Annotated in this window: 21 protein-coding genes and 4 pseudogenes; 18 read left to right on the top strand and 7 right to left on the bottom strand. The window is 62.0% G+C overall.

Going from position 1 to position 24,448, the window contains the following annotated elements; all coding sequences use genetic code 11:
• Nucleotides 1–134: 134 nt before the first annotated feature.
• The 8 genes and pseudogenes from ccoN to ccoS form a co-directional block, all read left to right on the top strand.
• On the top strand, nucleotides 135–1,745 hold the full coding sequence (gene ccoN, locus ACVILI_RS10590; RefSeq protein ID WP_019860158.1) for a cytochrome-c oxidase, cbb3-type subunit I: 1,611 nt from the start codon (nucleotides 135–137) through the stop codon (nucleotides 1,743–1,745).
• Between the two features lie 9 nt (nucleotides 1,746–1,754).
• Nucleotides 1,755–2,486 carry a cytochrome-c oxidase, cbb3-type subunit II gene (gene ccoO / locus ACVILI_RS10585; protein WP_019860160.1) on the top strand — a complete coding sequence of 244 codons (732 nt, stop codon included), beginning with the start codon at nucleotides 1,755–1,757 and terminating at the stop codon, nucleotides 2,484–2,486.
• A gap of 11 nt (nucleotides 2,487–2,497) precedes the next feature.
• Complete coding sequence (locus ACVILI_RS10580) at nucleotides 2,498–2,647, top strand: CcoQ/FixQ family Cbb3-type cytochrome c oxidase assembly chaperone (protein WP_019860163.1); 150 nt, start codon at nucleotides 2,498–2,500, stop codon at nucleotides 2,645–2,647.
• 2 nt (nucleotides 2,648–2,649) lie between these two features.
• Nucleotides 2,650–3,513 (top strand): cytochrome-c oxidase, cbb3-type subunit III, encoded by an 864-nt coding sequence (gene ccoP / locus ACVILI_RS10575; protein ID WP_038644772.1) that lies wholly within the window; start codon nucleotides 2,650–2,652, stop codon nucleotides 3,511–3,513.
• 210 nt (nucleotides 3,514–3,723) lie between these two features.
• Nucleotides 3,724–5,283, top strand: coding sequence for a cytochrome c oxidase accessory protein CcoG (gene ccoG / locus ACVILI_RS10570; RefSeq protein ID WP_019860165.1), 1,560 nt, complete (start codon nucleotides 3,724–3,726; stop codon nucleotides 5,281–5,283).
• Nucleotides 5,280–5,777, top strand: a complete 498-nt coding sequence (locus ACVILI_RS10565; protein WP_457102434.1) for a FixH family protein — start codon at nucleotides 5,280–5,282, stop codon at nucleotides 5,775–5,777. Before ccoG ends, ACVILI_RS10565 begins: the two co-directional genes overlap by 4 nt.
• Nucleotides 5,774–8,066 (top strand): annotated as a pseudogene (locus ACVILI_RS10560) (cation-translocating P-type ATPase). Before ACVILI_RS10565 ends, ACVILI_RS10560 begins: the two are co-directional and overlap by 4 nt.
• Nucleotides 8,063–8,203: pseudogene (gene ccoS, locus ACVILI_RS10555) on the top strand (cbb3-type cytochrome oxidase assembly protein CcoS); the annotation flags it as partial. The pseudogenes ACVILI_RS10560 and ccoS, both read left to right, overlap by 4 nt.
• A gap of 59 nt (nucleotides 8,204–8,262) precedes the next feature.
• On the opposite strand, the gene ACVILI_RS10550 reads toward ccoS, so the two are convergent.
• From ACVILI_RS10550 to ACVILI_RS10530, 5 genes are all read right to left on the bottom strand, one after another.
• The gene (locus tag ACVILI_RS10550) at nucleotides 8,263–9,318 is read right to left on the bottom strand and encodes an ABC transporter ATP-binding protein (protein WP_038644764.1); all 1,056 of its coding nucleotides are present in this window, start codon (nucleotides 9,316–9,318) and stop codon (nucleotides 8,263–8,265) included.
• Between the two features lie 25 nt (nucleotides 9,319–9,343).
• Nucleotides 9,344–10,099, bottom strand: coding sequence for an RraA family protein (locus ACVILI_RS10545; RefSeq protein ID WP_027047205.1), 756 nt, complete (start codon nucleotides 10,097–10,099; stop codon nucleotides 9,344–9,346).
• A 109-nt stretch (nucleotides 10,100–10,208) separates the two neighbouring features.
• Entirely contained in the window at nucleotides 10,209–11,087 is an 879-nt protein-coding gene (locus tag ACVILI_RS10540) for a carbohydrate ABC transporter permease (RefSeq protein WP_051726729.1), read from the bottom strand.
• Nucleotides 11,084–12,007, bottom strand: a complete 924-nt coding sequence (locus ACVILI_RS10535) for a carbohydrate ABC transporter permease (RefSeq protein WP_051726728.1) — start codon at nucleotides 12,005–12,007, stop codon at nucleotides 11,084–11,086. Before ACVILI_RS10535 ends, ACVILI_RS10540 begins: the two co-directional genes overlap by 4 nt.
• 2 nt (nucleotides 12,008–12,009) lie before the next feature.
• Nucleotides 12,010–13,290: an ABC transporter substrate-binding protein gene (locus ACVILI_RS10530; protein WP_020628978.1), complete on the bottom strand. Its 1,281-nt coding sequence runs from the start codon at nucleotides 13,288–13,290 to the stop codon at nucleotides 12,010–12,012.
• A gap of 352 nt (nucleotides 13,291–13,642) precedes the next feature.
• Between ACVILI_RS10530 and ACVILI_RS10525 the strand changes: the two genes are divergently transcribed.
• Nucleotides 13,643–14,338 carry a FadR/GntR family transcriptional regulator gene (locus tag ACVILI_RS10525; RefSeq protein WP_210184877.1) on the top strand — a complete coding sequence of 232 codons (696 nt, stop codon included), beginning with the start codon at nucleotides 13,643–13,645 and terminating at the stop codon, nucleotides 14,336–14,338.
• Nucleotides 14,339–14,423: 85 nt separating this feature from the next.
• On the opposite strand, the gene ACVILI_RS10520 is transcribed toward ACVILI_RS10525, so the two are convergent.
• Nucleotides 14,424–15,410, bottom strand: coding sequence for an aldo/keto reductase (locus ACVILI_RS10520; RefSeq protein WP_457102433.1), 987 nt, complete (start codon nucleotides 15,408–15,410; stop codon nucleotides 14,424–14,426).
• A gap of 288 nt (nucleotides 15,411–15,698) precedes the next feature.
• On the opposite strand from ACVILI_RS10520, the gene ACVILI_RS10515 reads away from it, so the two are divergent.
• Both ACVILI_RS10515 and ACVILI_RS10510 read left to right on the top strand, forming a co-directional pair.
• A complete protein-coding gene (locus ACVILI_RS10515) occupies nucleotides 15,699–16,856 on the top strand; it encodes a mandelate racemase/muconate lactonizing enzyme family protein (protein ID WP_038644762.1) in 1,158 nt (385 codons plus the stop codon).
• A gap of 62 nt (nucleotides 16,857–16,918) precedes the next feature.
• Nucleotides 16,919–17,812: an NAD-dependent epimerase/dehydratase family protein gene (locus tag ACVILI_RS10510; protein ID WP_038644760.1), complete on the top strand. Its 894-nt coding sequence runs from the start codon at nucleotides 16,919–16,921 to the stop codon at nucleotides 17,810–17,812.
• Here ACVILI_RS10510 and ACVILI_RS10505 read toward each other — a convergent pair.
• Nucleotides 17,807–18,112: a hypothetical protein gene (locus ACVILI_RS10505; protein WP_148307345.1), complete on the bottom strand. Its 306-nt coding sequence runs from the start codon at nucleotides 18,110–18,112 to the stop codon at nucleotides 17,807–17,809. The genes ACVILI_RS10510 and ACVILI_RS10505 overlap by 6 nt on opposite strands.
• Nucleotides 18,113–18,308: 196 nt before the next feature.
• Here ACVILI_RS10505 and ACVILI_RS10500 point away from each other — a divergent pair.
• The 7 genes and pseudogenes from ACVILI_RS10500 to ACVILI_RS10470 form a co-directional block, all read left to right on the top strand.
• Nucleotides 18,309–19,277, top strand: a pseudogene (locus ACVILI_RS10500) (enolase C-terminal domain-like protein); the annotation flags it as partial.
• A 47-nt stretch (nucleotides 19,278–19,324) separates the two neighbouring features.
• A pseudogene (locus ACVILI_RS10495) lies at nucleotides 19,325–19,618 on the top strand (IS1634 family transposase); the annotation flags it as partial.
• Between the two features lie 57 nt (nucleotides 19,619–19,675).
• Complete coding sequence (locus ACVILI_RS10490; protein ID WP_457102432.1) at nucleotides 19,676–20,062, top strand: enolase C-terminal domain-like protein; 387 nt, start codon at nucleotides 19,676–19,678, stop codon at nucleotides 20,060–20,062.
• A gap of 5 nt (nucleotides 20,063–20,067) precedes the next feature.
• Nucleotides 20,068–20,844, top strand: coding sequence for an SDR family oxidoreductase (locus ACVILI_RS10485; RefSeq protein WP_038644756.1), 777 nt, complete (start codon nucleotides 20,068–20,070; stop codon nucleotides 20,842–20,844).
• A gap of 22 nt (nucleotides 20,845–20,866) precedes the next feature.
• Nucleotides 20,867–21,850, top strand: a complete 984-nt coding sequence (locus tag ACVILI_RS10480; RefSeq protein ID WP_019860184.1) for a substrate-binding domain-containing protein — start codon at nucleotides 20,867–20,869, stop codon at nucleotides 21,848–21,850.
• 74 nt (nucleotides 21,851–21,924) lie between these two features.
• Nucleotides 21,925–23,448, top strand: a complete 1,524-nt coding sequence (locus ACVILI_RS10475; protein WP_038644753.1) for a sugar ABC transporter ATP-binding protein — start codon at nucleotides 21,925–21,927, stop codon at nucleotides 23,446–23,448.
• Nucleotides 23,445–24,446, top strand: a complete 1,002-nt coding sequence (locus tag ACVILI_RS10470) for an ABC transporter permease (protein ID WP_038644751.1) — start codon at nucleotides 23,445–23,447, stop codon at nucleotides 24,444–24,446. Before ACVILI_RS10475 ends, ACVILI_RS10470 begins: the two co-directional genes overlap by 4 nt.
• Nucleotides 24,447–24,448 lie beyond the last annotated feature (2 nt).

Here is a 24,448-nt window from a genome sequence, read left to right as displayed (position 1 = left end):
TTTCACAAGGCTTACGCTGCCCAATGATAACGCGGTGGGCTTTGACATGGATCAAGGCGCCGGCAACCCGGCTGAGGAATTGGTGCTGATGCGGATTGTTTTCCGCGCACGGAATCCGAGGTCGGGGACATGTCATGAAATTCGGCACTGAAACTGTGGCTCTAAGCCTGTTTGCATTCGCGGCCCTGGTGGCCGCCGGCTTTGGCGTGGATGAGCCTTTCCGCCAGCATATGTGGGTGCTGTTCATCGTGCTGCTGGGCTTTATCGCTATTCTTCTGCGCAAGACCAGTTTCGCGCCGGCAGCGCGGATCGATCCGTCCGCCTATATGGATGGGCCGATCCGCTACGGCGCCATCGCCACCATGTTCTGGGGCGTGGTCGGCATGCTCGTCGGCGTGGTCATCGCGCTGCAGCTTGCCTACCCGGATCTCAACATCCAGCCCTGGTTCAATTTTGGGCGCTTGCGGCCGCTGCACACATCCGGCGTCGTTTTTGCCTTCGGCGGCAACGCTCTGCTTTGCACGTCAATGTATGTGGTGCAGCGCACCTGCCGCGCCCGGCTTTTCGGCGGCAATCTCGCCTGGTTCGTGTTCTGGGGCTACCAGCTTTTCATCGTCATGGCGGCCACCGGCTATCTGCTCGGCATTACCGAATCCCGCGAATACGCCGAGCCTGAATGGTATGTCGACATCTGGCTGACCATCGTCTGGGTCGCCTATCTCCTCCTGTTCCTCGGCACGATCCTGAAGCGCAAGGAACCGCATATCTACGTCGCCAACTGGTTCTACCTGTCGTTCATCGTGACCATCGCGATGCTGCATGTGGTCAACAACCTGTCGATGCCGGCCTCCTTCCTGGGCTCGAAGAGTTATTCCGCATTTTCCGGTGTCCAGGATGCGCTGACGCAATGGTGGTATGGCCACAATGCGGTCGGCTTCTTCCTGACGGCCGGCTTCCTCGGCATGATGTATTACTTCGTGCCCAAGCAGGCCAACCGGCCGGTCTACTCCTATCGCCTTTCGATCATCCACTTCTGGGCGCTGATCTTCCTCTATATCTGGGCTGGCCCGCATCATCTCCACTATACCGCCCTGCCCGATTGGGCGCAGACGCTCGGCATGGTGTTCTCGATCATGCTCTGGATGCCGTCATGGGGCGGGATGATCAACGGCCTGATGACGCTGTCCGGTGCCTGGGACAAGATCCGCACCGATCCGATCATCCGCATGATGGTGATCGCCATCGCCTTCTACGGCATGTCGACCTTCGAAGGCCCGATGATGTCGATCAAGTCGGTCAACTCGCTCAGCCACTACACCGACTGGACCATCGGCCACGTTCATTCCGGCGCACTCGGCTGGGTCGGCATGATCTCGTTCGGCGCGATCTATTACATGGTGCCGAAGCTGTGGAACCGTGAACGCCTCTACTCGCTGCGCCTCGTGACCTGGCACTTCTGGCTGGCGACACTCGGCATCGTCGTCTACGCCGCGGTCATGTGGGTTTCCGGCATCATGCAGGGCCTGATGTGGCGCGAATACGACGAGCAGGGCTTCCTGGTCTACTCCTTCGCCGAAACCGTCGCCGCCATGCATCCCTATTACGTCATGCGCGCCATCGGCGGAGCCATGTACCTGTCCGGCGCCCTGATCATGGCCTGGAACATCACCATGACGATCCTCGGCCACCAGCGCCAGGAGCAACCGTTGCCGGGCTCCGTTCCCGCTCTCCAGCCTGCACAATAGGAGCCAGAAATGGGCTTGATGGACAGACACGCGATCATCGAGAAGAACGCCACGCTTCTTCTCGTTGGTTCCCTTCTGGTGGTGACGGTCGGCGGCATCGTCGAGATCGCCCCGCTCTTCTATCTCGACAATACGATCGAGAAGGTCGAAGGCATGCGGCCTTACTCGCCGCTCGAACTCGCCGGCCGCAATATCTATGTGCGTGAGGGCTGCTACCTCTGCCACAGCCAGATGATCAGGCCATTCCGGGACGAGGTCGAGCGCTATGGTCATTACAGCCTGGCGGCCGAGTCGATGTACGATCACCCGTTCCAATGGGGATCAAAGCGAACCGGGCCGGATCTGGCCCGGGTCGGCGACCGCTACTCGAACACGTGGCATGTGCAGCATCTGTCCGATCCCCGATCGGTGGTGCCGGAATCGATCATGCCGGGCTATGCCTTTCTCAAAGACAAGCCGATCGAGGTGAAGGACTTCTCGACGCATCTGGTTGCGAACAGGCGCGTTGGCGTCCCCTACTCCGACGACATGATCGCGAACGCCAACGCCGATTTGACGGCGCAGGCCGATCCCAACGCCGACACATCCGGCCTCTTGGCCCGCTATCCGAAAGCGAAGGTCGGCGATCTCGACGGCAATCCGCAGCAGGTCACCGAGATGGACGCGCTTGTCGCCTATCTGCAGATGCTCGGCACGCTGGTCGATTTCAAACACTACGACGAAGCCGCCGGTTACCGCTGAGGAGGACGACCATGGACTACAATCTGATGCGGGAATTCGCTGACAGTTGGGGCTTGCTGGCGATGGCGCTCTTTTTTGTCGGATGCATTGCCTTCGCACTTCGACCAGGCGGCCGCAGCCAGGCCGATGAAGCCGCCCGCATTCCCCTCAAGGATGACTGATCATGAGCACAGAGCATATCGACGACGTGTCGGGCATCTCGACGACCGGCCATGAATGGGATGGCATCAGGGAACTCAACAACCCTCTTCCCAGGTGGTGGGTGATAACCTTCTACATCACCATCGCCTGGGCTATCGGCTACACCATCGCCTATCCGGCATGGCCGATGCTGTCCTCCGCGACGAGTGGGCTGCTTGGCTATTCGAGCCGAAATGACGTCAAGAACGAGCTGGCGGCGGCCGAACTTGCGAAGGGCAAGTATGTCGCGGCAATTCAATCGAAGACCGTGTCCGAGATTGCCGCCGACGATGCCCTCCGTGAATTCGCGGTCGCGGCCGGCGGAGCCACATTCAAGGTCAATTGCGTTCAGTGTCATGGCTCGGGCGCACAGGGGGCCAAGGGCTTTCCCAACCTGAATGACGACGACTGGCTGTGGGGCGGCAAGGCCGACCAGATCCAGCAGACGATCACGCACGGCATCCGCTTCGCGTCCGACCCGGACACACGCATCTCCGAGATGCCGGGCTTTGGCGACATCATCACGCCCGAGCAAATCACACAGGTCAGCGCCTACGTGGCGAGCCTCTCCGGCAAGGTCCAGGACGCAAGTCTGATCGAGCCCGGCGCCAAGGTCTTCGCGGAAAACTGCGTGGCCTGTCATGGCGCCAACGCGAAAGGCAACAGGGAGTTCGGCGCCCCCGATCTGACCGATGCCATCTGGCTCTACGGGTCCGGCGAGGCAGCCATCGCCGCCCAGGTGCGCGCGCCGAAACACGGCGTGATGCCAGCCTGGATCGACCGTCTCGGCGAGACCAAGGTCAAGGAGCTCGCAGTCTACGTACATTCGCTTGGCGGCGGAGAATAGCGACGGGGGCCTATTCTCCTGCCCTCTCCGTCCAGGCGACGAGGCCCGGCCCTGCCGGGCCTCGACTGTATTCTAGTCCCGGGATTGACCTGCATCAACGCGGCGCGATCCAACCGGAGGCAAAGTTCGGTCGACGCTGCATTTCGCGCTGCCACGCATCGATAGGGCGACCGCCTGGCGAAATCTCAAGCTGCATGACGGGAGAGACCGGTGCTGGACAATACGCAGGTAGAACGGCTCGAAGCAGAGGCGGTCAACTCCGCCAAAGTGCGCCAGCCATTGTATGCTGCGCGCAAGAAGGTTTTCCCCAAGCGTGCATCGGGCAGCTTTCGCCAGTTCAAATGGCTCGTGATGGCGATCACGCTCGGCATTTACTACCTGACGCCGTGGTTGCGATGGGATCGCGGTCCGTTCGCCCCGGACCAGGCGGTGCTGCTCGATGTCGCCAACCGGCGCTTCTACTTCTTCTTCATCGAAATATGGCCGCAGGAATTCTACTATGTGGCCGGCCTCCTGGTCATGGCCGGCGTCGGCCTCTTCCTGATCACCTCGACGGTCGGGCGCGCCTGGTGCGGCTATACGTGCCCGCAGACCGTTTGGGTCGATCTATTTCTGGTCGTCGAGCGCGCCATCGAGGGCGACCGCAACGCTCGCATGAAGCTCGATGCCGGCCCCTGGACCGCCCGCAAGCTCGTGCTGCGGGTCTCGAAACACGCCATCTGGCTGGTCATAGGCGCGGCCACCGGCGGCGCCTGGATCTTCTATTTCGCCGATGCGCCAACGCTGGCCGGCGAAATCTTCACCGGCACGGCGGCTCCCGTCGCCTACATCACCATCGCCGTACTGACGGCGACGACCTATACGTTCGGCGGGCTGATGCGCGAGCAGGTCTGCACCTATATGTGCCCGTGGCCGCGCATCCAGGCGGCCATGCTCGACGAGAACTCCCTCACCGTCACCTACAATGACTGGCGCGGGGAGCCGCGCTCGCGCCACGCCAAGAAGGTGATCGCCGCGGGGCAGCCTGTCGGCGACTGCGTCGACTGCAATGCCTGCGTCGCGGTTTGCCCGATGGGGATCGACATCCGCGACGGCCAGCAACTCGAATGCATCACCTGCGCGCTCTGCATCGACGCTTGCGACGGCGTCATGGACAAGCTCGGCAGGGAGCATGGGTTGATCTCCTACGCGACGCTCTCCGACTACAACGCCAACATGATGCTGGCGACCGCCGGGGGCTCGGGTTCAGTCAATCCGTCGCTGGTCCGAACCGCCGACGGCCTGTTCTCCGACAAGGTGGCCCATTTCCACATTCGCAAGATCTTTCGGCCGCGCACCTACGTCTACATGGGCCTGTGGTCGCTGATCGGCCTTGGGCTGCTGTATTCGCTGCTGACGCGCGACCGGCTCGAAGTGAACGTGCTGCACGACCGCAATCCGCAGTTCGTCACTCTTTCCGACGGTTCCATCCGCAATGGCTACACCGTCAAGCTGCTCAACATGATCCCCGAGCCCAGGACGATCGTCGTCACCCTTCAGGGCCTGGAAGGAGCAGAGATGAGCGTGGTCGGCATCGATCACCCGGCAGGCCGCTCCGTTCCCATCTCGGTCGAACCCGACCGGCTGAAGATGCTGAAGGTTTTCGTACGTCAGCCGGCAGGCCAGATCCAGGGCACGGCACAGACCTTCAAGTTCCGGGCCGAGGACAAGGCGAGCTTCGAGTCGGACGAATACACCGCCACCTTCAACGCACCGGAGATCGCCAGATGACCGCCAAGGCGCAAAAGTCCCGCGAATTCACCGGCAGGCACATGCTGGCCATCGTCCTTGCCTTCTTCGGCGTGGTCATCGCGGTCAATCTGACCATGGCGACGCTCGCCAGCACGAGTTGGACCGGCCTGGTGGTCGAGAACACCTATGTGGCGAGCCAGCACTTCAACAAGAAAGCCGAGGAGGGGCGCGCGCAGGCGGCCCTCGGCTGGACCGGCAAACTGACCATCGCAGCGGGCGAGGTTCGCTACAGCCTTACCGATGCCGGAGGTAAGCCGGTTGCCTTGCATGGCGTCAAGGTGCTGTTTCGCCATCCCGCCTATGAGAAGGAGGATAAGGCCATCACGCTCACCCTCGCCTCGGGTCAGGACTTCGCCGCGCAGCATACGCCGAAGGATGGTGTCTGGATCGTCGAAGTCGACGCCGATGCCGGTCTGGACAAAGCCTATCGTGACGTCCGCAGGATCATGATTTCCCATGGGGCGATGAAATGAGCTGTTGTGCACCTGGCGCTGAAATGACGCTGGATCTGGCGGGCGCCACATCGGTTCTGCCGTCCAGCCAGGAGATCAGGCTGGCAAGCCGATCGATCGGCGACAACCTTTGCCAGACCGATCTTTCGGTACCCACGGTCCACTGCGCGGCCTGCATCCAGACGATCGAGACGGCACTGGGAAAGCTCGATCGCGTCGAGAGCGCTCGCGTCAACCTGTCGACCAAACGGGTCTCGGTCCAGTGGCATGGCGACGAGGCTCCGCCATTTTTCGCAACGCTCGGGCGGCTGGGCTACCAAGCGCATCTCTTCGATCCGGAGACCGGCAACAAGGACAAGACGCTTTCGGAGCTGATCCGGGCGGTCGCGGTCGCGGGTTTTGCCGCCGGCAACATCATGCTGCTGTCGGTCTCGGTCTGGTCCGGCGCCGAAGGCGCGACCCGCGACCTGTTCCACTGGGTCTCGGCGCTGATCGCCATCCCGGCATTGGCCTTTGCCGGCGGCATCTATTTCCGCTCGGCCTGGAATGCATTGCGCCACGGGCGCATGAACATGGACGTCCCGATTGCGGTCGGCGTGTCACTTGCCTACGCCATGAGCCTCTACGAAACCGTCAACCATGGCGACCACGCCTATTTTGACGCTTCCGTTTCGCTGCTGTTCTTCCTCCTGATCGGCCGCACGCTTGACCACGTCATGCGCGAACGGGCGCGCACCGCAGTGAATGGCCTGTCGCGGCTCGCGGCGCGCGGCGCCGTCGTGCTGCGCGGTGATGGCGTGCGCGATTACCTGCCGGTCGGCGAGATCGAACCGGGCATGGCGCTGCACATCGCCGCCGGCGAGCGAATTCCGGTCGACGGCAATATCCTCAGCGGTATTTCGGATATCGATTGTTCACTGGTATCCGGGGAAAGCACGCCCCGGACCGTGGGAGCGGGAGCCCAGGTTCAGGCAGGCACGCTCAATCTCACCGGCCCGCTGACCATGCAGGCGACGGCCGCGGCGAAGGATTCTTTCCTGGCCGAAATGGTCCGGCTCATGGAAGCCGCGGAGGGCGGCCGCTCGCAGTATCGCAGGATCGCCGACCCGGGTCTCGGCGCTCTACGCTCCGGTGGTCCATCTCGCTGCCTTGCTGACGTTCCTTGGATGGATGGTCGCTTCGGGCGACTGGCATCTGGCAATGACGATCGCGATTGCCGTTCTCATCATCACTTGCCCGTGCGCGCTCGGCCTGGCCGTGCCGATCGTGCAGGTCGTCGCGGCGCGACGTCTTTTCGAGGCCGGCGTCATGGTCAAGGACGGTTCGGCCATGGAACGACTGGCGGCGATCGATACGGTGCTGTTCGACAAGACCGGGACCCTCACGCTCGGACGGCCAAGGCTGATCAATGGGCCATCCATCGACCCGGCCATGCTGGCGATCGCGGCCGACATGGCCTCGCATTCGCGCCATCCATTCTCGAAGGCCATAGCCGGTTTCGCGGGCTCTTCCAGTCAACCCGGTCTCCAGTCCGTCAGCGAGCACCCCGGCTTCGGAATGGAAGCCGTCACCGAAGGCAACACCTGGCGCCTCGGCCGGCGCGGATGGGCTGGATGGAAGGCGCGGACCGGCGGCGAAGGCAAATATGGCGGCTATGGCGGGACGGTGCTTTCGAAGAACGGGATGATCGTTGCCACCTTTGCCTTCGAAGACGCCGCGCGCGCCGACGCCAAGGCTGCGGTCGGGCAACTGCAGGATGCCGGAATGTCGGTCCAGATGTTGTCCGGCGACACCGCCAACGCCTGTCGCGACGTCGCCAAGACCTTGGGGATCGAGGACTTCGTTCCGGCCCTGCTCCCGTCCGGCAAGGTCGAGTGGATCGAGGCGCTGTCGAGGGAAGGCCACAAGGTCCTGATGGTGGGCGACGGACTCAACGATACGCCGGCGCTCGGCGCGGCGCATGTCTCGATGGCCCCGGCCACCGCGGCCGATGTCGGTCGCAATGCCGCCGATTTCGTCTTCCTGCGCGAAAGCCTACTGGCGGTGCCCTTGGCGTTGGATATCTCGCGAAAGGCAGGCCGGCTCATTCGACAGAACATCGCCATTGCCATTGTCTACAACGCGTTCGCCGTGCCGATCGCCATATCGGGGCACGTGACGCCGCTCATCGCGGCGATTGCGATGTCCGCCTCGTCGCTGCTGGTGATCGGAAACGCCATGCGGCTGCAAGGTTTCGCGAAAAGCTCATCGCCTGAAAACACTTCGCGCAACCGCCGCGAACGCCCCGGCCTGTCGGTCCAACACCCATGACGACACTCGTCTATCTCATCCCCGTGGCGCTCTTCCTCGGGGCGCTTGGACTGAGCGGCTTTCTGTGGGCCCTGAGAAGCGGCCAGTATGAGGATCTTGATGGAGCGGCGGAGCGCATTCTCATCGATGGGGATGAGCCGCCGAGCGGGCGCATCGCCTTGGCGAAGGTGGACAGTGTCGAGAGAACAAGCGCCCCCTAGTTTATCCTGGTGCCGCTCTGGGTGTCGAACAGATGCACCTTGTGCACCAAGATCTCCAGGTTCACCTCTTGATCAGGTTTGAATGGTGGCTGTTCCCGGATTTCCGCCATCAGGTCGACGCCATCAGCAGTTAGGGTGATTTCCTGGGCTTCCCCGGTTGGCTCGACCACTTGGACCCTCGCCTTTGCGTGACTGCCACCGACAGCGATGTGCTGGGGGCGAATCCCGTAAACCACGCCTTGCCTGTTCCCTATCCCTGCCTCCTTCGGCAGTGGCAGGCGCAGGCCTTGTTCGGCGATGAATGCGCCACTCTCGACGCGGCCCCTGACCAGGTTCATTTCCGGAGATCCTATGAAGCTCGCAACGAACAGATTGGCCGGGTTTTCGTAGAGTTCGGAGGGCGTTCCGATCTGTTCGATGCGGCCTTTGTTCAGCACCACGATGCGGTCGGCGAGCGTCATCGCCTCGGTCTGGTCGTGGGTCACGTAGATGCTGGTGCGGCCGAGCCGCTGGTGAAGCTTCTTGATCTCGGCCCGCATCTTCACGCGCAGCTTGGCGTCGAGATTGCTGAGCGGCTCGTCGAACAGAAAGGCGGAGGGGTCGCGCACGATGGCGCGGCCCATGGCGACGCGCTGGCGCTGGCCGCCGGACAATTGCCGCGGCATGCGGCCAAGCAAATCCTGCAGACCAAGGATTTCGGCCGCCGCCTTCACCCTCGAGACGATCTCTTGCCTGGGAACCTTGGCCAGCCGAAGCGCGAAGCTCATATTGTCGGCCACGCTCATATGCGGATAGAGCGCGTAACTCTGGAAGACCATCGCTATGTCGCGCGACTTGGCGGGCATTTCGTCGACGACGCGTCCGCCGATGCGGATCTCGCCTGTCGTCTGCTCTTCCAGCCCGGCTATCATGCGCAGCAGCGTGGACTTGCCGCAGCCCGACGGACCGACCAGCACCACAAACTCGCCGCTCGCGATTTCGATGTTCACGTCGCGCAGAACTTCCACGGCGCCGAAGCTCTTGCCGAGCTGTTCTATTTCGATTGCAGACATCTGGTTTCCTCCCGTCCGGCATCACTCATTTCTGTTGAGCATGCCGCCATGCGCGGTATTCGGCCTCGCCCTCGGGACTCAGCGGGTAGTATTTCCGCAGGTCTCCTCCTTGCGCCAGGCGCGAGCGCGAAAACTCTTCCCACTCGATATGCGCGCCGGCGAGTTCAACCAATTTTGCCGCAAGGGCGATAGGCACGACGACCACGCCGTCATCGTCGGCGACAATGATGTCGCCAGGGATGACAAGCACGTTAGAGCAGGCGATGGGAACGTTGACGGCAAAGGGGACGATATTGGTCTGGGCGTGGAAATTCGGCGTGACGTCCCTCACCCAGATGCCGATATCCAATGCCGCCGCCTGGGCCGAATCGCGGATGCAGCCATCGACCACCACGCCGGCCCCGCCGCGCCCGGCGAAATAGGTCAGCATCATCTCACCGAAGATGCCGCTGCCGAGGTCGCCGCGTGCATCGACCACCACCATGTCGCCCGGTTGCGTGGGGTAAAGCACGTGACGGTGCAACTGCCGCTCCGGCTCCTCATACTCGGTCTCGTTGTAGAGATCCTCGCGCTTCGGCATGCACTGGAGCGTGAGAGCAGGTCCCGCCGCCGTGCGGCCAGGTCTCAGAGGATGCGGGCCTCGTATTTGCGGGTCGCGAATGCCCATCTTATGGTAAAGCTCGCTGGCCAGTGTCGCCGAGCCGATCGCCGCAAGCGCGTCGACCAATTCTCTCGGCGGTCGGGAAATGTCTGATATCGCCGGTATCTGGTCAGCTGCCATGCCGTTTCCTCCATTGCACGGTGAGGTGACAACCTCATCGATCGTCATTCAGTTGCGTATCCAACCCGTGGTCGAAGCCATCGAGTTCCTTGTGGCGCATGTCCGCCGTTCAGCCGCGAACCGCGCCGGTTGTGAGGCCCTTGACCAGCAGGCCCTGGGCAAACCAGACGAACACAAGGGTCGGGATGACCATGAGGACGCCGGCAGCCGACATGGCGCCCCAGTCGATGCCGTACTGCGAGACGAAGTTGGTGAGCCCGACCGGCAGCGTCTGCGCGGCCTTGCTCGAGGTCAGCGTCAAGGCGAGCAGCAGGTCGTTCCAGGTGAAGAGGAAGGTGATGACCGCGCTGGCGCCGATGCCAGGTGCAATCAGCGGCGCCACGATCTGGACCAAAGTGCGCACCGTGCCGGCGCCGTCCGACTGGGCTGCCTCCTCGATCTCCTTCGGCACATCCTGGATGAAGCCCAGGAGCAGCCAGATGGCGACAGGCAGTTTGGCCGCCGTATGGCTCAGGATCAGCGCCCAGATGGTGTCGAGCAGGCCCAAGGCGGCAAATACGGCAAAGAGCGGTATGGCAAGCGCGATGACCGGGATCATGCGCATGATCAAAAGCAGCCCGAAAATCAGCATGGCGCCAGGCATCCTGAAGCGCGACAGCGCATAGGCGCAAGGAATGGCCAGCAGATGGACCAGGATGACCGTCGCGATCGAGACGATGACGGTGTTCCAGACATAACCCATCGTGTCGTACTCGGCGAAAACCGCCACGTATTGTGTCAGGGTCGCGGTCTCGGGGATAATGTGTACCGGGACGGAGAAGATGTCGGCCGAACTGCGGATCGAGGTCAGGAACAGCCACACAAGCGGAAAGACGGTGAAGGCGACGGTCAAGGCCAGCGCCAGGTATTGACCAGCGGTCCCTGCCGTGAACCGGCGTCGGCGGCGCTTTGGCCTGGCGCGTGCGGTGACGATGGCGGCTTCGCTCATATCGCTCTCCGTTTCGCAATCAGCCACGGCACTCCGTAGAGGAGCCCGAGTACGAACAGCGACATCCCGAGCGCGATGTAGGAGACCGCCGCCGCGTGCCCGAAATCCACCGCCTGAAACGCCAGCAGGTAGGAGTAAACGGTGAGCAGGTTGGTGGCGCCACCCGGCCCGCCCTGCGTCATCAGCCACACGACGTCGAAGGTCCGGAACGTGTCGATGATGCGCAGCATCAGCGCTATCATGATGACCGGGCGCATCAGCGGCAGCACGATGTGCCAGAAGCGCTGCCATGGCGTGGCGCCGTCCACCGTAGCGGCTTCGAGCGGCTCCTGCGGCAAGGACTGCAGGCCGGCGAGGAACAGCAGCACCATCAGCGGCGTGTTCTGCCAGACATCGGCGACAATCACCGAGACAAGAGCCCAGGTGGGGTCGTTGAGCCATGGAATGTCGGGCAGATTGAACATGCGCAACAGCGCGTCGACCAGGCCGTACTGGGTGTTGAACAGCCAGCGGAAATTCAGGCCCACCACGGCGGGCGCGATCATCGGCGGCACCAAAAGCAACGTGCGGGCGAGCCGCATGCCGCGCAATTTGCCGTTGACGAGCACGGCGATCGCCATTCCAGCCACCACCTCGATCGTGATGGAAATGATGCTGAATATGGCCTGATTTCGCAGCGCCTGGTTGAACTGGCGGCCAAAGAGTTCGTCTGTGTAGTTTCCCATCCCGATGAAAGGCGCCGAGCCGCTGAGATCCCAGCGGAAGAAACTCATGATGAACGAGTATCCAAGCGGGTAGATCAGGATGGCCAGCATGACGAGGAGCGCCGGGCTGGCCAGAAGGTATCCTCTCTGCCAGGTGTAGGGCAGCGGCGAACGTCGCCGACGCCCCGGCACCTGATGCTGCGCGACGGGCGGCATCGTCAATCGTAAGCTCCGGCCCGGCGCATGATCTCCTCGGCCTCGGTCGCCGCCTGGTTGAGCGAGTCGGCGGGAGAGGCCTGGTCGGTCAGGGCCTGTTCGATGGCCGAGAACATCAGCGTGCAGACTTTCGAGAAGCCGGCGAGCTTCGGCCATTCCTTGCCGTTGGCTATCGTCGTCTCGAGTTGCTGCAGCCACACGGCCTGAGGCCCCTTAGCCGCTGATATCACTTCCTTGGCGATCGCCTGGCTGCTGGGGAAGTTGGTGAACTGATCGAACTGCAGCCGCTGCGCTTCCGGACCGACCGTATATTTGATGAATTCGACGGCGGCTTCCTTGCGTCCGGATTGCCCATTGAGCGCCATGGCATGGGAGATGGCGCATGAGATCGCCGCCTTGTCCCTGACATAAGGTGCTGTCGACCATTTGCCGACGACGCGCGAGGTCTCCGGATTGGACAGGGTCGCGAAGGCGCCCGGCCAATCGAAATTGGCATAGACCGTGCCCGAGGAGAATTCGGTCGAATTTTCGTTCCACTGATAGCCGACCGCGTCGGGCGGCACGATTTTGTGCTTCTGGATGAGATCGCGATAGAAGGTCAGGGCCTTGATGCCGGCTTCGGAATTGAAAGCCGGTTTGTTGGCCTGGTCCACCCAATCGCCGCCGGCTTGCCAGAGCAGATCGCTGAAGGTGCGTTGCGCGGGGTCGCCCTGCCCCGGCACGACCAGCCCATAATGGCCATTGCCGGTCAGTTTCAGCCCGACATCGACGAGTTCCTCCCAGGTCTCGGCCGGCTTCAGGCCTTTCTCCTGGTAGATGTCGCTGCGGTAGTACTGGACGCGGGAATCCATGTTGCGCGGAATGGCCGCCAGATTACCTGTCTTGGGGTCGCGCAGGTACTTGACCGCAACCGGATAGAATTCCGCCAGTTCGGAATCGCTGAAATAGCTGTTCAGCGGAGCGAAATGGTTGAAGTAGGAATCGATCTGCGCCGTGTGGGTGCTGTAGACGTCGTATTGGCTTGATCGCGCCGCGCTCAGCGTGACCACCTTCGCCGTCAGCGGGGTAAATTCCAACAGGTCGTAGCGAACCTTTACGCCGGTCTTGGCGGTGAAATCCTGAACGATCTTTTCCCAGTATTTGGGATAGAGCGGGCCGCCGGTGATCAGCAGTGCGGTGATCTCGTTCGCGTCTGCCCTGGCAATCCACGGCGCGGCGAGCGAGCCGGCCGTCACTGCCGCACTTGCGGCCAGGAATTTGCGTCTCGATAGATTTGCGGACATCACAATCTCCTCCTTGGTTTGATTGGTCGGCCCATCCAGGGGTCGGCCGATAACTTTCAACCTTTCTGGCAAGTCCGCGGCGGCTTGCTCCTCCCGCAGCGATACTGCCTGGATTACGTCGCGGACGACGCTTGCGCGCCCGCCGGGCGATTAGGCACGTTTGTCCCAACGCGAAAGCGTAACGATCCTGATCTCGGACGACGGAAAGCCAGGAATGGAACTGTCGGGGACCTCCACCGTTCGATCCTCCCTTCCCGCAGACCGAGTTATGGGCTAGTGAGCATCCATGAGATAAGTTGACTGCATATCTAGCTATCAGCCTATAAGCTTATCAGACAAGTGGATGTTAATGATGGATGCCATGGAGGTCAAGCTTCAAACTTTGCCCAAGCAGGTGGCCGGCGTGCTCGCGCGTCGAATCGCCAGCAGCGGCATCACCGGTGGCCAGGGACCGTCGGAACAGCAGATCCTTCAGGAGTTCGGGGTTTCGCGCGCGGTCGCGCGGGAGGCGCTGAAGATCCTGGCGTCTCTCGACATGATCGAGATCGCGCAGGGCCGGCGCGTGGTGGTGCGTCCGGCCGAAGAGTGGGACTATCTCAGTCCATTGCTCATCGACTGGCTGCCGCCCGAGCAGAGCCGCGAGATTTTGGCCGAAGCGCATGCGACGCGGATAATCATCGAACCGGCCATCGCCGCGATCGCGGCCAAGCATATGACCAAGGAAAACCTTGAGCGTCTTGGCACCTTGCTGGCGGCGATGTCGGCCAGCGAGGACAATCCGGACGCCTATCTGAAACTCGACCTGGATTTCCACATGGAGATTTGCCGGGCGGCCCAGAACAGGATCCTCGACCGTTTCATGTATTCGTCCCGGTGGTGGCAGATGGCGAGCAGGCGCATTAGCAATCAGATGCCGCATGCGCTGCCCTCGGCGACGGAGATGCACAGGGCAATCTACGAGGCGCTCGTGGCGCGCGATGAAAAGCGAGCGGAAGAAGCCATGCGCCGGCACCTCAAGAAAACCACCGCGGTCGGCTTGCCTCGATGAAGGAGCGGCGCAGCCAGCATTTGCGCTGGCCGCACCGCAGCGTGTCGGGAGGACGGCTTGATTTGGAGCAATCCGGAAAAGTGAACTAAGCTCTCTTCGCTTGCTGTTCCTGGCGCTGGCGTGCACGGAAACCGAACATGTCGCCCTTGTCCTTGATTTCCGCCCACACCGGCGCGGTAATCCTGTCGATGGTGGCTATGTCCGCGTCGGAAATCGTCCAGCCGGCGCTCTCGACATTTTCCTCCAGCTCCTTGACGGTGCGCGCGCCGACCAGCGGCGAGCTGACGCCCGGCCTGCTGGTCAGCCACTGGATCGCAAGCTGCGGAACCGTCCTGCCATAGCGCGCCGCGATCGGCTTGAGGGCGTCGACGGCGTTCACCGCGCGCTCGTAGGTGCCCGGCTGGAAAAGAACGGTGGTACGACGCTCATCGCCCTCGACGAATTTGGTATCCGCTGACAACAGGCCGGTAAGCAGTCCCTGGGCGAGACCGCTATAAGGCATCACGCCGATATTGTGCTTGCGGCAATAGGGCAGCGTCTCAGCCTCGACCTCGCGCCACAGCATGTTGTAGGGCGGCTGGAGAACATCGATCACGCCATGCTGGCGCGCACTGTCCATGTCGGCGGTGCTGAAATTCGAAACGCCGACCGCCCTGATGCGCCCTGACGAGCGCAGCCGCTCCATCATCTCCATGGTCGGGCCGATCGGAAAATCCGAGTTCGGCCAGTGGACGAAATAGACGTCGACATAGTCCGTCTGCATGCGCTTCAACGAACCGTCGAGTGCCGCCTCAATCGCGGCGGGTTCGAGATGGTTGGGCGCGACTTTGGTCGCGATAACAGCATGGCCCCGGCGGCCGGCCAGCGCCTTGCCGACGACCTCCTCGGCATGGCCATGTCCATAGGCTTCGGCCGTATCGATCAGCGTGATGCCGAGCTCCAGGGCGCGTCTGATCACCCGGATCGATTCCTCATCGTCGGCCGCGCCCCAAAACGCGCCGGACATACCCCAAGTCCCAAGGCCGATCTCCGATACCTTGACCGGCGACGATCCGAGCTGTCGCTGTTGCATCCTGTTCCTCCTGATTGACGGCATGCGTGGACTATCGCCCTGCTGAAACCTAATTTATACGCTTATATACTCGTCTAACAAGTAGGCTCTTGCGATTTGTGATTCCTGATCGGGGAGCCATGAGTTTCTCAAATAATTCAATGGTATTAAATGGTTGATGGGCCATTCACGCAAAATCCCCCAAAGGGGGTTTACGTCTTGTCGCTTCATCTTGTATGCTTATTAGACAAGTTTGGCTTAGATAGAAATCTGCGTCTGTAAGCGCGGCGGCATCACGGGGAGGATTCGATGAAGATCGTGGACATCAAGACGGCGGTGGTCGCGTACCACGGCAAGGCGACCTTGATCCGTATCGATACGGACGCCGGCATCTCCGGCTATGGCGAAGCCAATCCCGACGCAGGTGCGGCCGCAATCGTCGGGCTGATCTCGGAGTTGAAGTCGGAACTCATCGGCCAGGATCCGCGCAATGTCGAATATTGTTGGGACAAGATTCGCCGCGATCATGTGTTTTCCGGCGCCCAGGCCGGCATCTTCCTCATCGCCCTGACCGGGCTAGAAATGGCTTTGTGGGACGTGGCGGCGAAAGCCGCCGGCCAGCCGCTCTACCGCATGTTCGGCGGCAAGTTCCGCGACCGCATAAGGCTCTATGCCGATTGCGGCGACGGCGATGATGAATCGGGATCGCCGCAGGGATGCGCGGCGCGCGCGCGCCGCATGGTGGCGGAAGGCTTCACCGCGCTGAAATTCGACATCGACAATCTGCACCACCCGGCGAAGTTCGACGCGGTGAACCACACCATCAATGGCGCGGAGCTGCGCTCCATGATCGAGCGCGTCGCGGCGGTGCGCGATGCGGTCGGCCCTGACATCGATCTGTGCATCGATCTGCACGCACGCTATGACGTGCTCAGCGCCAGCCGCATAGCGGCCGAGATGGAACGCTTCAATCTTCTGTGGCTGGAAGAGCCGATCCCGGCGGAAAATGTCGAGGCCCTGAAGCAGATCCGCATGCGGACCAAGACGCCGATCTGCGTTGGCGAAAATCTCTATCTGCGCTGGGGCTTTCGGGAACTGCTCCAGAATTACGGCGCCGACGTCATCATGCCCGACGTGCCAAAATGCGGCGGCTTGGCGGAAAGCCGCAAGATCGCGAATCTCGCCGAGATGTACTACGTGCCGTTCGCGCCGCATCTGGTGTCGACGCCGCTGGGCACGATGGCGACATGCCATGTTTGCGCCAGCGTTCCGAACTTCCTGGTGCTGGAATGGCACGCGCTCGAGGAGCGGGAAGCGTGGGACAGTTATATCCGCCTGCCGAACGGCGCCAGGTCGATCGTCGAAGACGGCCATATCGTGGTGCCCGACGTGCCCGGCATCGGCGTCGAGCTCGACATGGACGGAGTCCGCAAACACGCCGTCCCCGACTTCGGCGTCTTTGAATAGCGGATGACCGGCTTGGCTGACGGGATCCGGCGCACGATCAAATAAATCCTTCGGAGGAAACCATGGGCAAGCGGATCGTCTTCACCGGCGGCAGCGGCAAGATCGGCCGGCATGTCATACCCTATTTGCTGAGACGCGGGCATCAGGTCCTGAACCTCGACTTGACGCCGCTCGATGTTCCAGGGGTCGACACCGTCATCACCAACCTTGCCGACGCCGGCGAAACCTATAATGCGCTGACGCTGCATTTCGGGTTCAAAGAGTATTTCGGCGGAAAGGGCCGCGGCCCGGTCGACGCAGTGGTCCACTTCGCGGCGATCCCGCGGATATTCCTGCGACCGGACAACGCCATGTTCGCCGCCAATGTGCAGTCGACCTACAATGTGATCGAGGCCGCCACCAAGCTCGGCATCCGCAAGATCGTCACCGCTTCCAGCGAAACGGTCTATGGCGTGTGCTTTGCCGAGGGCGAACGCGATTTCACGTCGTTTCCGGTGGATGAGGATTACGACGTCGATCCGACCGACAGCTATGGTCTTTCCAAAGTGTTGGGCGAGAAGATTGCACGCTCTTTCGCCTCCCGTAGCGGAGCCGACATCTATGCACTCAGGATCGGCGGTGTCGTTGAACCGCAGGACTATGCACGCTTCCCGGAATTCCTGGCCGACGCGTCAAAACGGCGGAGAGACGGCTGGACCTATATGGATGCGCGCGATCTCGGCCAGATCGTGGATCTGTGCATCGAGAAGGACGGTTTGGGATTCCAGATCTTCAACGCCGTCAACGACAACATCGTTGCGGACACGCCAACGGCGGAGTTTCTCAAGAAACATGCCCCCGACACGCCAATTACGCGCTCCATGGATGTGTTCGAGGGGCCAATCTCAAATCGAAAAGTGCGCGAGGTCCTAGGGTTCAGGCAAGTACATGATTGGCGAAGCCCGGCGAATTCATGACAGTGCCTGCGCGATTGGAACGGCGATGTCGCGCGCGCATCCACGTTCGACCCAAATCTTGTGAGGAGCTTGGGGAATCATCGCGAGATGCGCAGATTTAATTTGGCTTAGAAGCCTTCGCCTGCGAGCAATGTCCTGTCCGGCTCTGATGAGCGGCAGGATCACGGAATCGACCCAGGCCTTCCGCAACGCAGGTGGCGATGCCGAGACGTTCATGATGGCATGGCGTCGGAAGATATCGCCGAGCAGAGAACTGACGGGCGGGACCGGTTTTTTCTGATCAACCTCCCCGCGTTTCATCGACGTGACCTGACCCTATGAAGGCATTGCGGGCTCAGACCCGATGAGGGCTTCGCGCCCGCTGCGGTCATTCGCTGGTGAAAAGCGATGACGGACCCTGACCATTCTGGATCCATCCAACGGTAGTCAGCCGCCAGCACGGCAGCCGAATACGACGCGAAGCCGGTGCAGCCGACGCCGCGCTTGACTTGCTCATATGATCCATAATAAATCATACATAATAACTTTTAAAAAGACGGCGCATCTGGGAGCATCTATGAAAATTACGGCCATCAAGGCGCTCGTCTGCAATGCGGAAATGCGCAATTGGGTTTTCGTTCGGGTCGAAACCGATGAGCCCGGCCTGTTTGGCTGGGGCGAGGCAACGCTGGAATGGAAGACGCGTGCCGTCGTTGGCGCGCTTCAGGATCTTGAGGCACTGCTCATCGGGCAGGATCCGCGTAATGTGGAGCAGTGCTACCAGATCCTGACGCGCCACGGTTTCTGGCGTCCCGGCGTCGAGGGAATGTCGGCCGTCAGCGGCATCGAGATCGCGCTCTGGGACATTCTGGGCAAGTCGCTGGGCGTCCCGGTCTGGCGGCTTCTCGGCGGCCAGGTCCGCGATTATCTGCGCACCTATACGCATCTCGGCCTCGGCGACATGAAGGCGGTCTATGAGAGCGGGTCGGCGGACACGATCGTCGAGCGCGGACGCATCGTCACGCAGGCCGGCTACGATGCGGTCAAGGTCGTCTGCATTCCCTACACCCACTATGTCTCGCCGGCGAAGGCGGTCGACTCCGTTGCCAACATGGTTGGCGCGCTGCGCGAGGCCGTCGGTCCCGACATCGACATCATGGTCGACTTTCACGGACGCCCGGCCTCCGTCAACGCGGCGATGGACTATCTCAAGTCGATCGAACCGGCCCGCATCATGTTCGCCGAAGAGCCGGTACCGCCGGAAGATGTCGCCGGCCTGGCGCATATCACCGCGCGATCGGCGATCCCCATCGCATCCGGCGAGCGGCTGATCGGGCGCCGCGAATTCACCCATTCGATTGCGGCGCGCGCCTTCCACATCGCCCAGCCCGATATCTGCCATACTGGCGGCCTGCTCGAGACCAAGAAGATCGCGGCTCTGGCCGAAACCGCCGGCATCGGCCTTGCGCCGCACAACCCGCTCGGCCCGATCGCCGGCGTCGCAGCGCTTCACTTCGAAACCGCCCAAGAAGATCATTCAATACCCGGCCGATCTTCCACCAATCCGATGCCGCCATCCGCGGGCATGTGTTCTGCTCGTTCCTGGCGCTCGTGCTCAGCAAGGAACTGCGCCGCCTCTGCCGGGCCAAAGGCCTGACGCCCGAATGGCAGCCGCTCCTACGCGATCTCGATCGCCTCCAGGAAGCCACCATCGAAAAGGATGGTCGCATCGTCACAACCAGAACTCACGTCACCGGCCAAGTGGGCAACGTCTTCAAGGCAGCTGGCATCGCTCTGCCACACAACCTCGACGAACAACTCGCCTGAGATCCCCCCAAAATGTAGTGGTAACACGCGCCGGCGCGCGCCTAACATGCTGACTTAATGACATATTCTCACAGGCGGTGTTTAAGTCGGGCCATACTGGCGGCCTGCTCGAGACCAAGAAGATCGCGGCTCTGGCCGAAACCGCCGGCATGCGGCCTTGCGCCGCACAACCCGCTCGGCCCGATCGCCGGCGTCGCAGCGCTTCACTTCGGCATATCGACGCCGAACGTTATCATCCAGGAGGAGATGTCGGGCGCGGTTGCCTGGTACGACGATGTCGTCACCTGGCCGATCGATCGCAAACCCGGCCGCTGGGACGTGCCCGATCTGCCGGGCCTTGGCGTCACCGTGAATGAAGAAGTCATTGCGCGCCATCCCTTCAAGCAGGAAGTGCTGCATGCCCGCAACGCCGTCATGCCCGACGGCACCGTGGTCGACTGGTGAGCGCCATGACAGGCAGGCTTCAGGAAAAGATCGCAATCATCACCGGCGCCGGCCAGGGCATCGGCGCCGCCACCGCCCGGGCCTTTGCGATGCAGGGAGCAAAGACCGTGATTGCCGAGCTCAATGCGACAACCGGCAAGGCGGTCGCCGACGAATTGCGTGCCAAGGGCGCCGACGCCATTTTCGTCGAAACCGATGTCACCGACACCGCGGCAGTGGCCGACATGGTGGCGAAGACGATCGCGGCCTATGGCGGTGTCGATGTTCTCGTCAACAATGCCGGCGCCAATGTCTTCCACGAACCTTTGCAGATGCCGGACGAGGAATGGGACCGCTGTCTCAGGCTCGATCTTGAGGCCACGTGGTTCTGTGCCAAAGCGGTGTTGCCGACGATGCTGGCAAACGGTTCGGGGTCGATCGTCAACATAGCCAGCTGCCACGCCTTCAAGATCATTCCCCACACATTTCCCTATCCGGTCGCCAAGCATGCGCTTGTCGGCCTGACCCGCTCGCTCGCCATCGAATATGCGGCGCGCGGCATCCGCGTGAATGCGATCGCCCCCGGCTACATCGAGACGCCGATCGCGCAAGCCTATTGGAACACGTTTCCCGACCCGGCCGAGGAGAAGCGGCGGGCCTACGACCTTCATCCGCCCAAGCGCATTGGCAGGCCGGACGAAGTTGCAATGACGGCGGTTTTTCTCGCTTCGGACGAAGCGCCGTTCATCAATGCCGAGACGATCACCATCGATGGTGGACGCTCGGTTCTGTACCACGACTGACAACCAAGCAGGGAGGATCCACATGAAAACGACGACAAAGGCTCTGGCAACATTGGCGATACTGGCTGCCGGACTGATGGCTGGCGCAGCAAGCGCCGACGACATCAAGATCGGCTACATCAACAAGATGGGCGAGCATCCATGGTTCGTCGCCGAAGTCGGCGGCGCCAAGAAAGCGGCCGAGGCGGCCGGCGCCACCTTCGTTTCGCAAGACGTCCAGTTCGACTCCAATCTGACGATCACCACCTTCGACACGATGGTCGGTGACGGCGTCAAGGGCATCGCCATCGTCGTTCCCGACAAGGCGCTGGGGCCGGTCATCGCCGAGAAGGCCAAGGCGGCGAAAATCCCCCTGGTGGCGGTCGATGACGATATCTACTATCAGGACGGCACCCAGGTCCCCTATGTCGGCATGAATGCCCACAATATCGGTGCGCGGGTGGGCGAAGAACTGGCCAAGCTTTACAAGGCCGATGGCTGGGCCGGCAAGGAGGTGCGTATCGCCTCGATCGAGGACCGCAAGGCCGACACTTGCATGCAACGCAACAAGGGTGCCGAGGAAGCATTCCTGAAGGCGGTGCCCGATTTCAAGCCGGCGAACATCCTTCGCGTCCCCTATGACAACACGATGGTCAACGCCATCGACGTCATGACCACCACGTTGACGGCCAATCCCGGCGTCACCAACTGGATCTTCTATTCCTGCAACGATGACGGCGTGCTGGGCGCGGCGCGAGCGCTGGAAAACGCCGGCTATGCCGCGGACCAGGGCATGGGCATCGGCATTGACGGCAGCCGCGCCTGCGAAGCCTTCGGATCAGGAAAGCCTTCGGCATTCCGTGGTACGATGTGGCTCAACTCGGCAAACCATGGCGCGCTGGCGGTGAAGATCCTGCTGGCCTCGATCAAGGACGGAACGAAGCTGCCCGTTCAGTCCTTCACCGACCCGGAATACATCACCGCCGGCAATTTTGCATCGGACTACAAGGCCAAGCTCTGCCACTGAGCCGGACCTGCGTCATGCGCCTCCAAGGCGCATGACGCTCTTCAACTGCTCGGATCGATCCTTGGGAGTGAGCTTTGACGCAATCCGACTTCTTCTCGCTCGATGGCATATCGAAACGCTTCGGCATCGTGCAGGCGCTCGACAACGTTTCGATCGCCTTCCGGCCAGGCGAGGTGCTCGCTTTGGTCGGCGAGAACGGGGCCGGCAAATCGACGATGATGCGCATTCTCGAGGGCGTCTTCGGTCCCGACAGCGGCACCGTGCGGCACGGCGCGACGCCGATTGTTTTCGGCGAACCGCGCGACAGCCACCGGGCCGGAATACGCGTCATCCATCAGGAGCCGGAGATCGTTCCGAACCTGACGGTGGCCGAGAACATTTTCGTCGGCGAATTGCCGCGCCTGGCAGGCGTCCTGCTCGACTGGCGCAAACTGGAGGAGCAGACCGACCGGGTGCTTGCGACCTTCGGCATGCAGCAGGACATGCGGCCACGCCAACTCTGCGGCACGCTCGGCCCGGCGCAACGCCAGATGATCGAGATCATGCGCGCCATCCGTGCCGGCGGCCGGCTGATCGCCTTCGATGAGCCGACCTCGTCACTGACCGATGATGAAGCGCGTCGCCTGTTTTCCGTCATCCGCCGGCTGCGCGAGGAAGGCACATCGATCATCTACATCTCGCACCGGCTGAACGAGATCATCGATCTTGCCGACCGCATTGTCGTTTTGCGCGACGGCAGGCTGGTCGACGATTCGCCGGCGGCCGGCGCCAGCGAGCAGACCATCGCCAAGCTCATGGTCGGCCGCAACATCGACGATCTGTTCACCCGCGAGACCTGGCGGTCCGGGGAACAATTGCTGGATGTGGCCGGATTGACCACAGACCGCGTCAGCGATGTCAGCCTCAGGGTTCGTCGCGGCGAAGTGCTCGGCATCGCCGGCCTTATGGGTGCGGGCCGCTCCGAATTGGCAAAGGCGATTGTCGGCTATGACCGGCGCATCGCCGGCACCATAGCCATGAACGGCGTGCCCGTTCTCCCCAACAGTCCGCATGCGGCAATCGTCGCGGGCATCGGTTTTGCTCCCGAAGACCGCAAGCACGAGGCGTTGCTCCTGTTCCGAAGCATTCTCGACAACGCAGCACTTTGCGTGCCTGACAAGACGTCGAGCTTCGGCTTCTTCAACCGCCGCAAGGCGCTGGAGATTGTCTCGCCGCTGGCAGCCAAGATGTCGATCAAGGCACCCAACCTCGACGAGCAGGTTTCGAAACTGTCGGGCGGCAATCAGCAGAAGGTCGTTCTGGCGCGCTGGCTTGCCCGGCAGCCGATGCTGCTCATCCTCGACGAACCGACGCGCGGCATCGATATCGGCGCCAAGGCGGAAATCTATCGGCTGATCGATGAACTCGCGGCAAGCGGCATCGGTATCATCCTGATTTCCTCGGAAATGCCGGAACTAATCGGTCTCGCCGACAGGGTTCTTGTCATGGCAGGCGGCCGCATCACGGCAGAACTTGCCCGCCCCGACGTCGACGAAGCGACGATCCTCAAACACGCCATGCCGCAATCCGCATCAGCGCCCGGAGACCACGTTCAATGAACAGCCTCGAGCTTCGCGCATCGAAAGCGCAGACCGACGCCAGGGGCGCTTCCGCGCGCGTCGTCGAGCGCCTCGGCGTTCACAACATCAGCCTTCTGGTGGCGCTTGCCATTCTCATCATCATCTTCGGCTCGCTGCGCGGCGACGTGTTCTTCTCCAGCCGAAACCTGCTCAACATCGGCCTTGGCGTCACCATTCTCGGCGTACTGGCGATGAGCCAGACCGTGGTCATCGTCGCCGGCGGTCTCGATATCGCCGTCGGCGCCACGGTCGGTCTGACCACAGTCTCGACGGCAATGGCCATCCAGGCGACCGGGTCGCCGGCGGCCGGCATCATTGCCGGCCTGGTGCTTGGTGGCCTTGCCGGTCTCGTCAACGGCATCATCATCACCTACGGGCGCGTCAACGCGGTCATTGCCACGCTCGGCACCATGGCGATCTTTCGCGGCATCGCCTTCATCATGTCCGACGGCCAGTCGATCGCCATCTTCAGCGACACGTTCCGGTTCATCGGCATTGGACGCATCCTCGGCCTGCCGTTGCTGGTCTGGATTCTGGTGCTGACCGCGATCGCATTCCACCTCTTCCTCGCGCGTTCGATCGTCGGCCGCAACATCTATGCACTCGGCGGCAATCCCGTTGTCGCCCGCTTCTCCGGCATCAACATCAACCGCTACCGCGTCGGCATCTACATCATGAGTGGTGTTGCCGCCGGATTGGCCGGGATCCTGCTGGCTGCCCGTACCGGTTCGGGTCAGCCCGTATCCGGATCCCAGGGCCTGGAACTCGAGGCAATCACGGCGGCCGTGCTGGGTGGCTGTGCCTTGCAGGGCGGCAAGGGCACGATTGTCGGCGCGCTGCTCGGCGTCGCCATCATTGGCGTGCTCAACAATGGAATGATACTGACGTCCGTGCCAACCTTCTATCAATTGCTTGCAAAAGGCTCACTGCTGATCCTTGCTGTGGTCATTGCCGAGTACCACTTGAACAGGACATGACG

This window comes from Mesorhizobium sp. USDA 4775, assembly GCF_054062655.1.
Note: the sequence above shows the minus strand (reverse complement) of the source record. Positions and strands in the feature narration are given on the sequence as shown.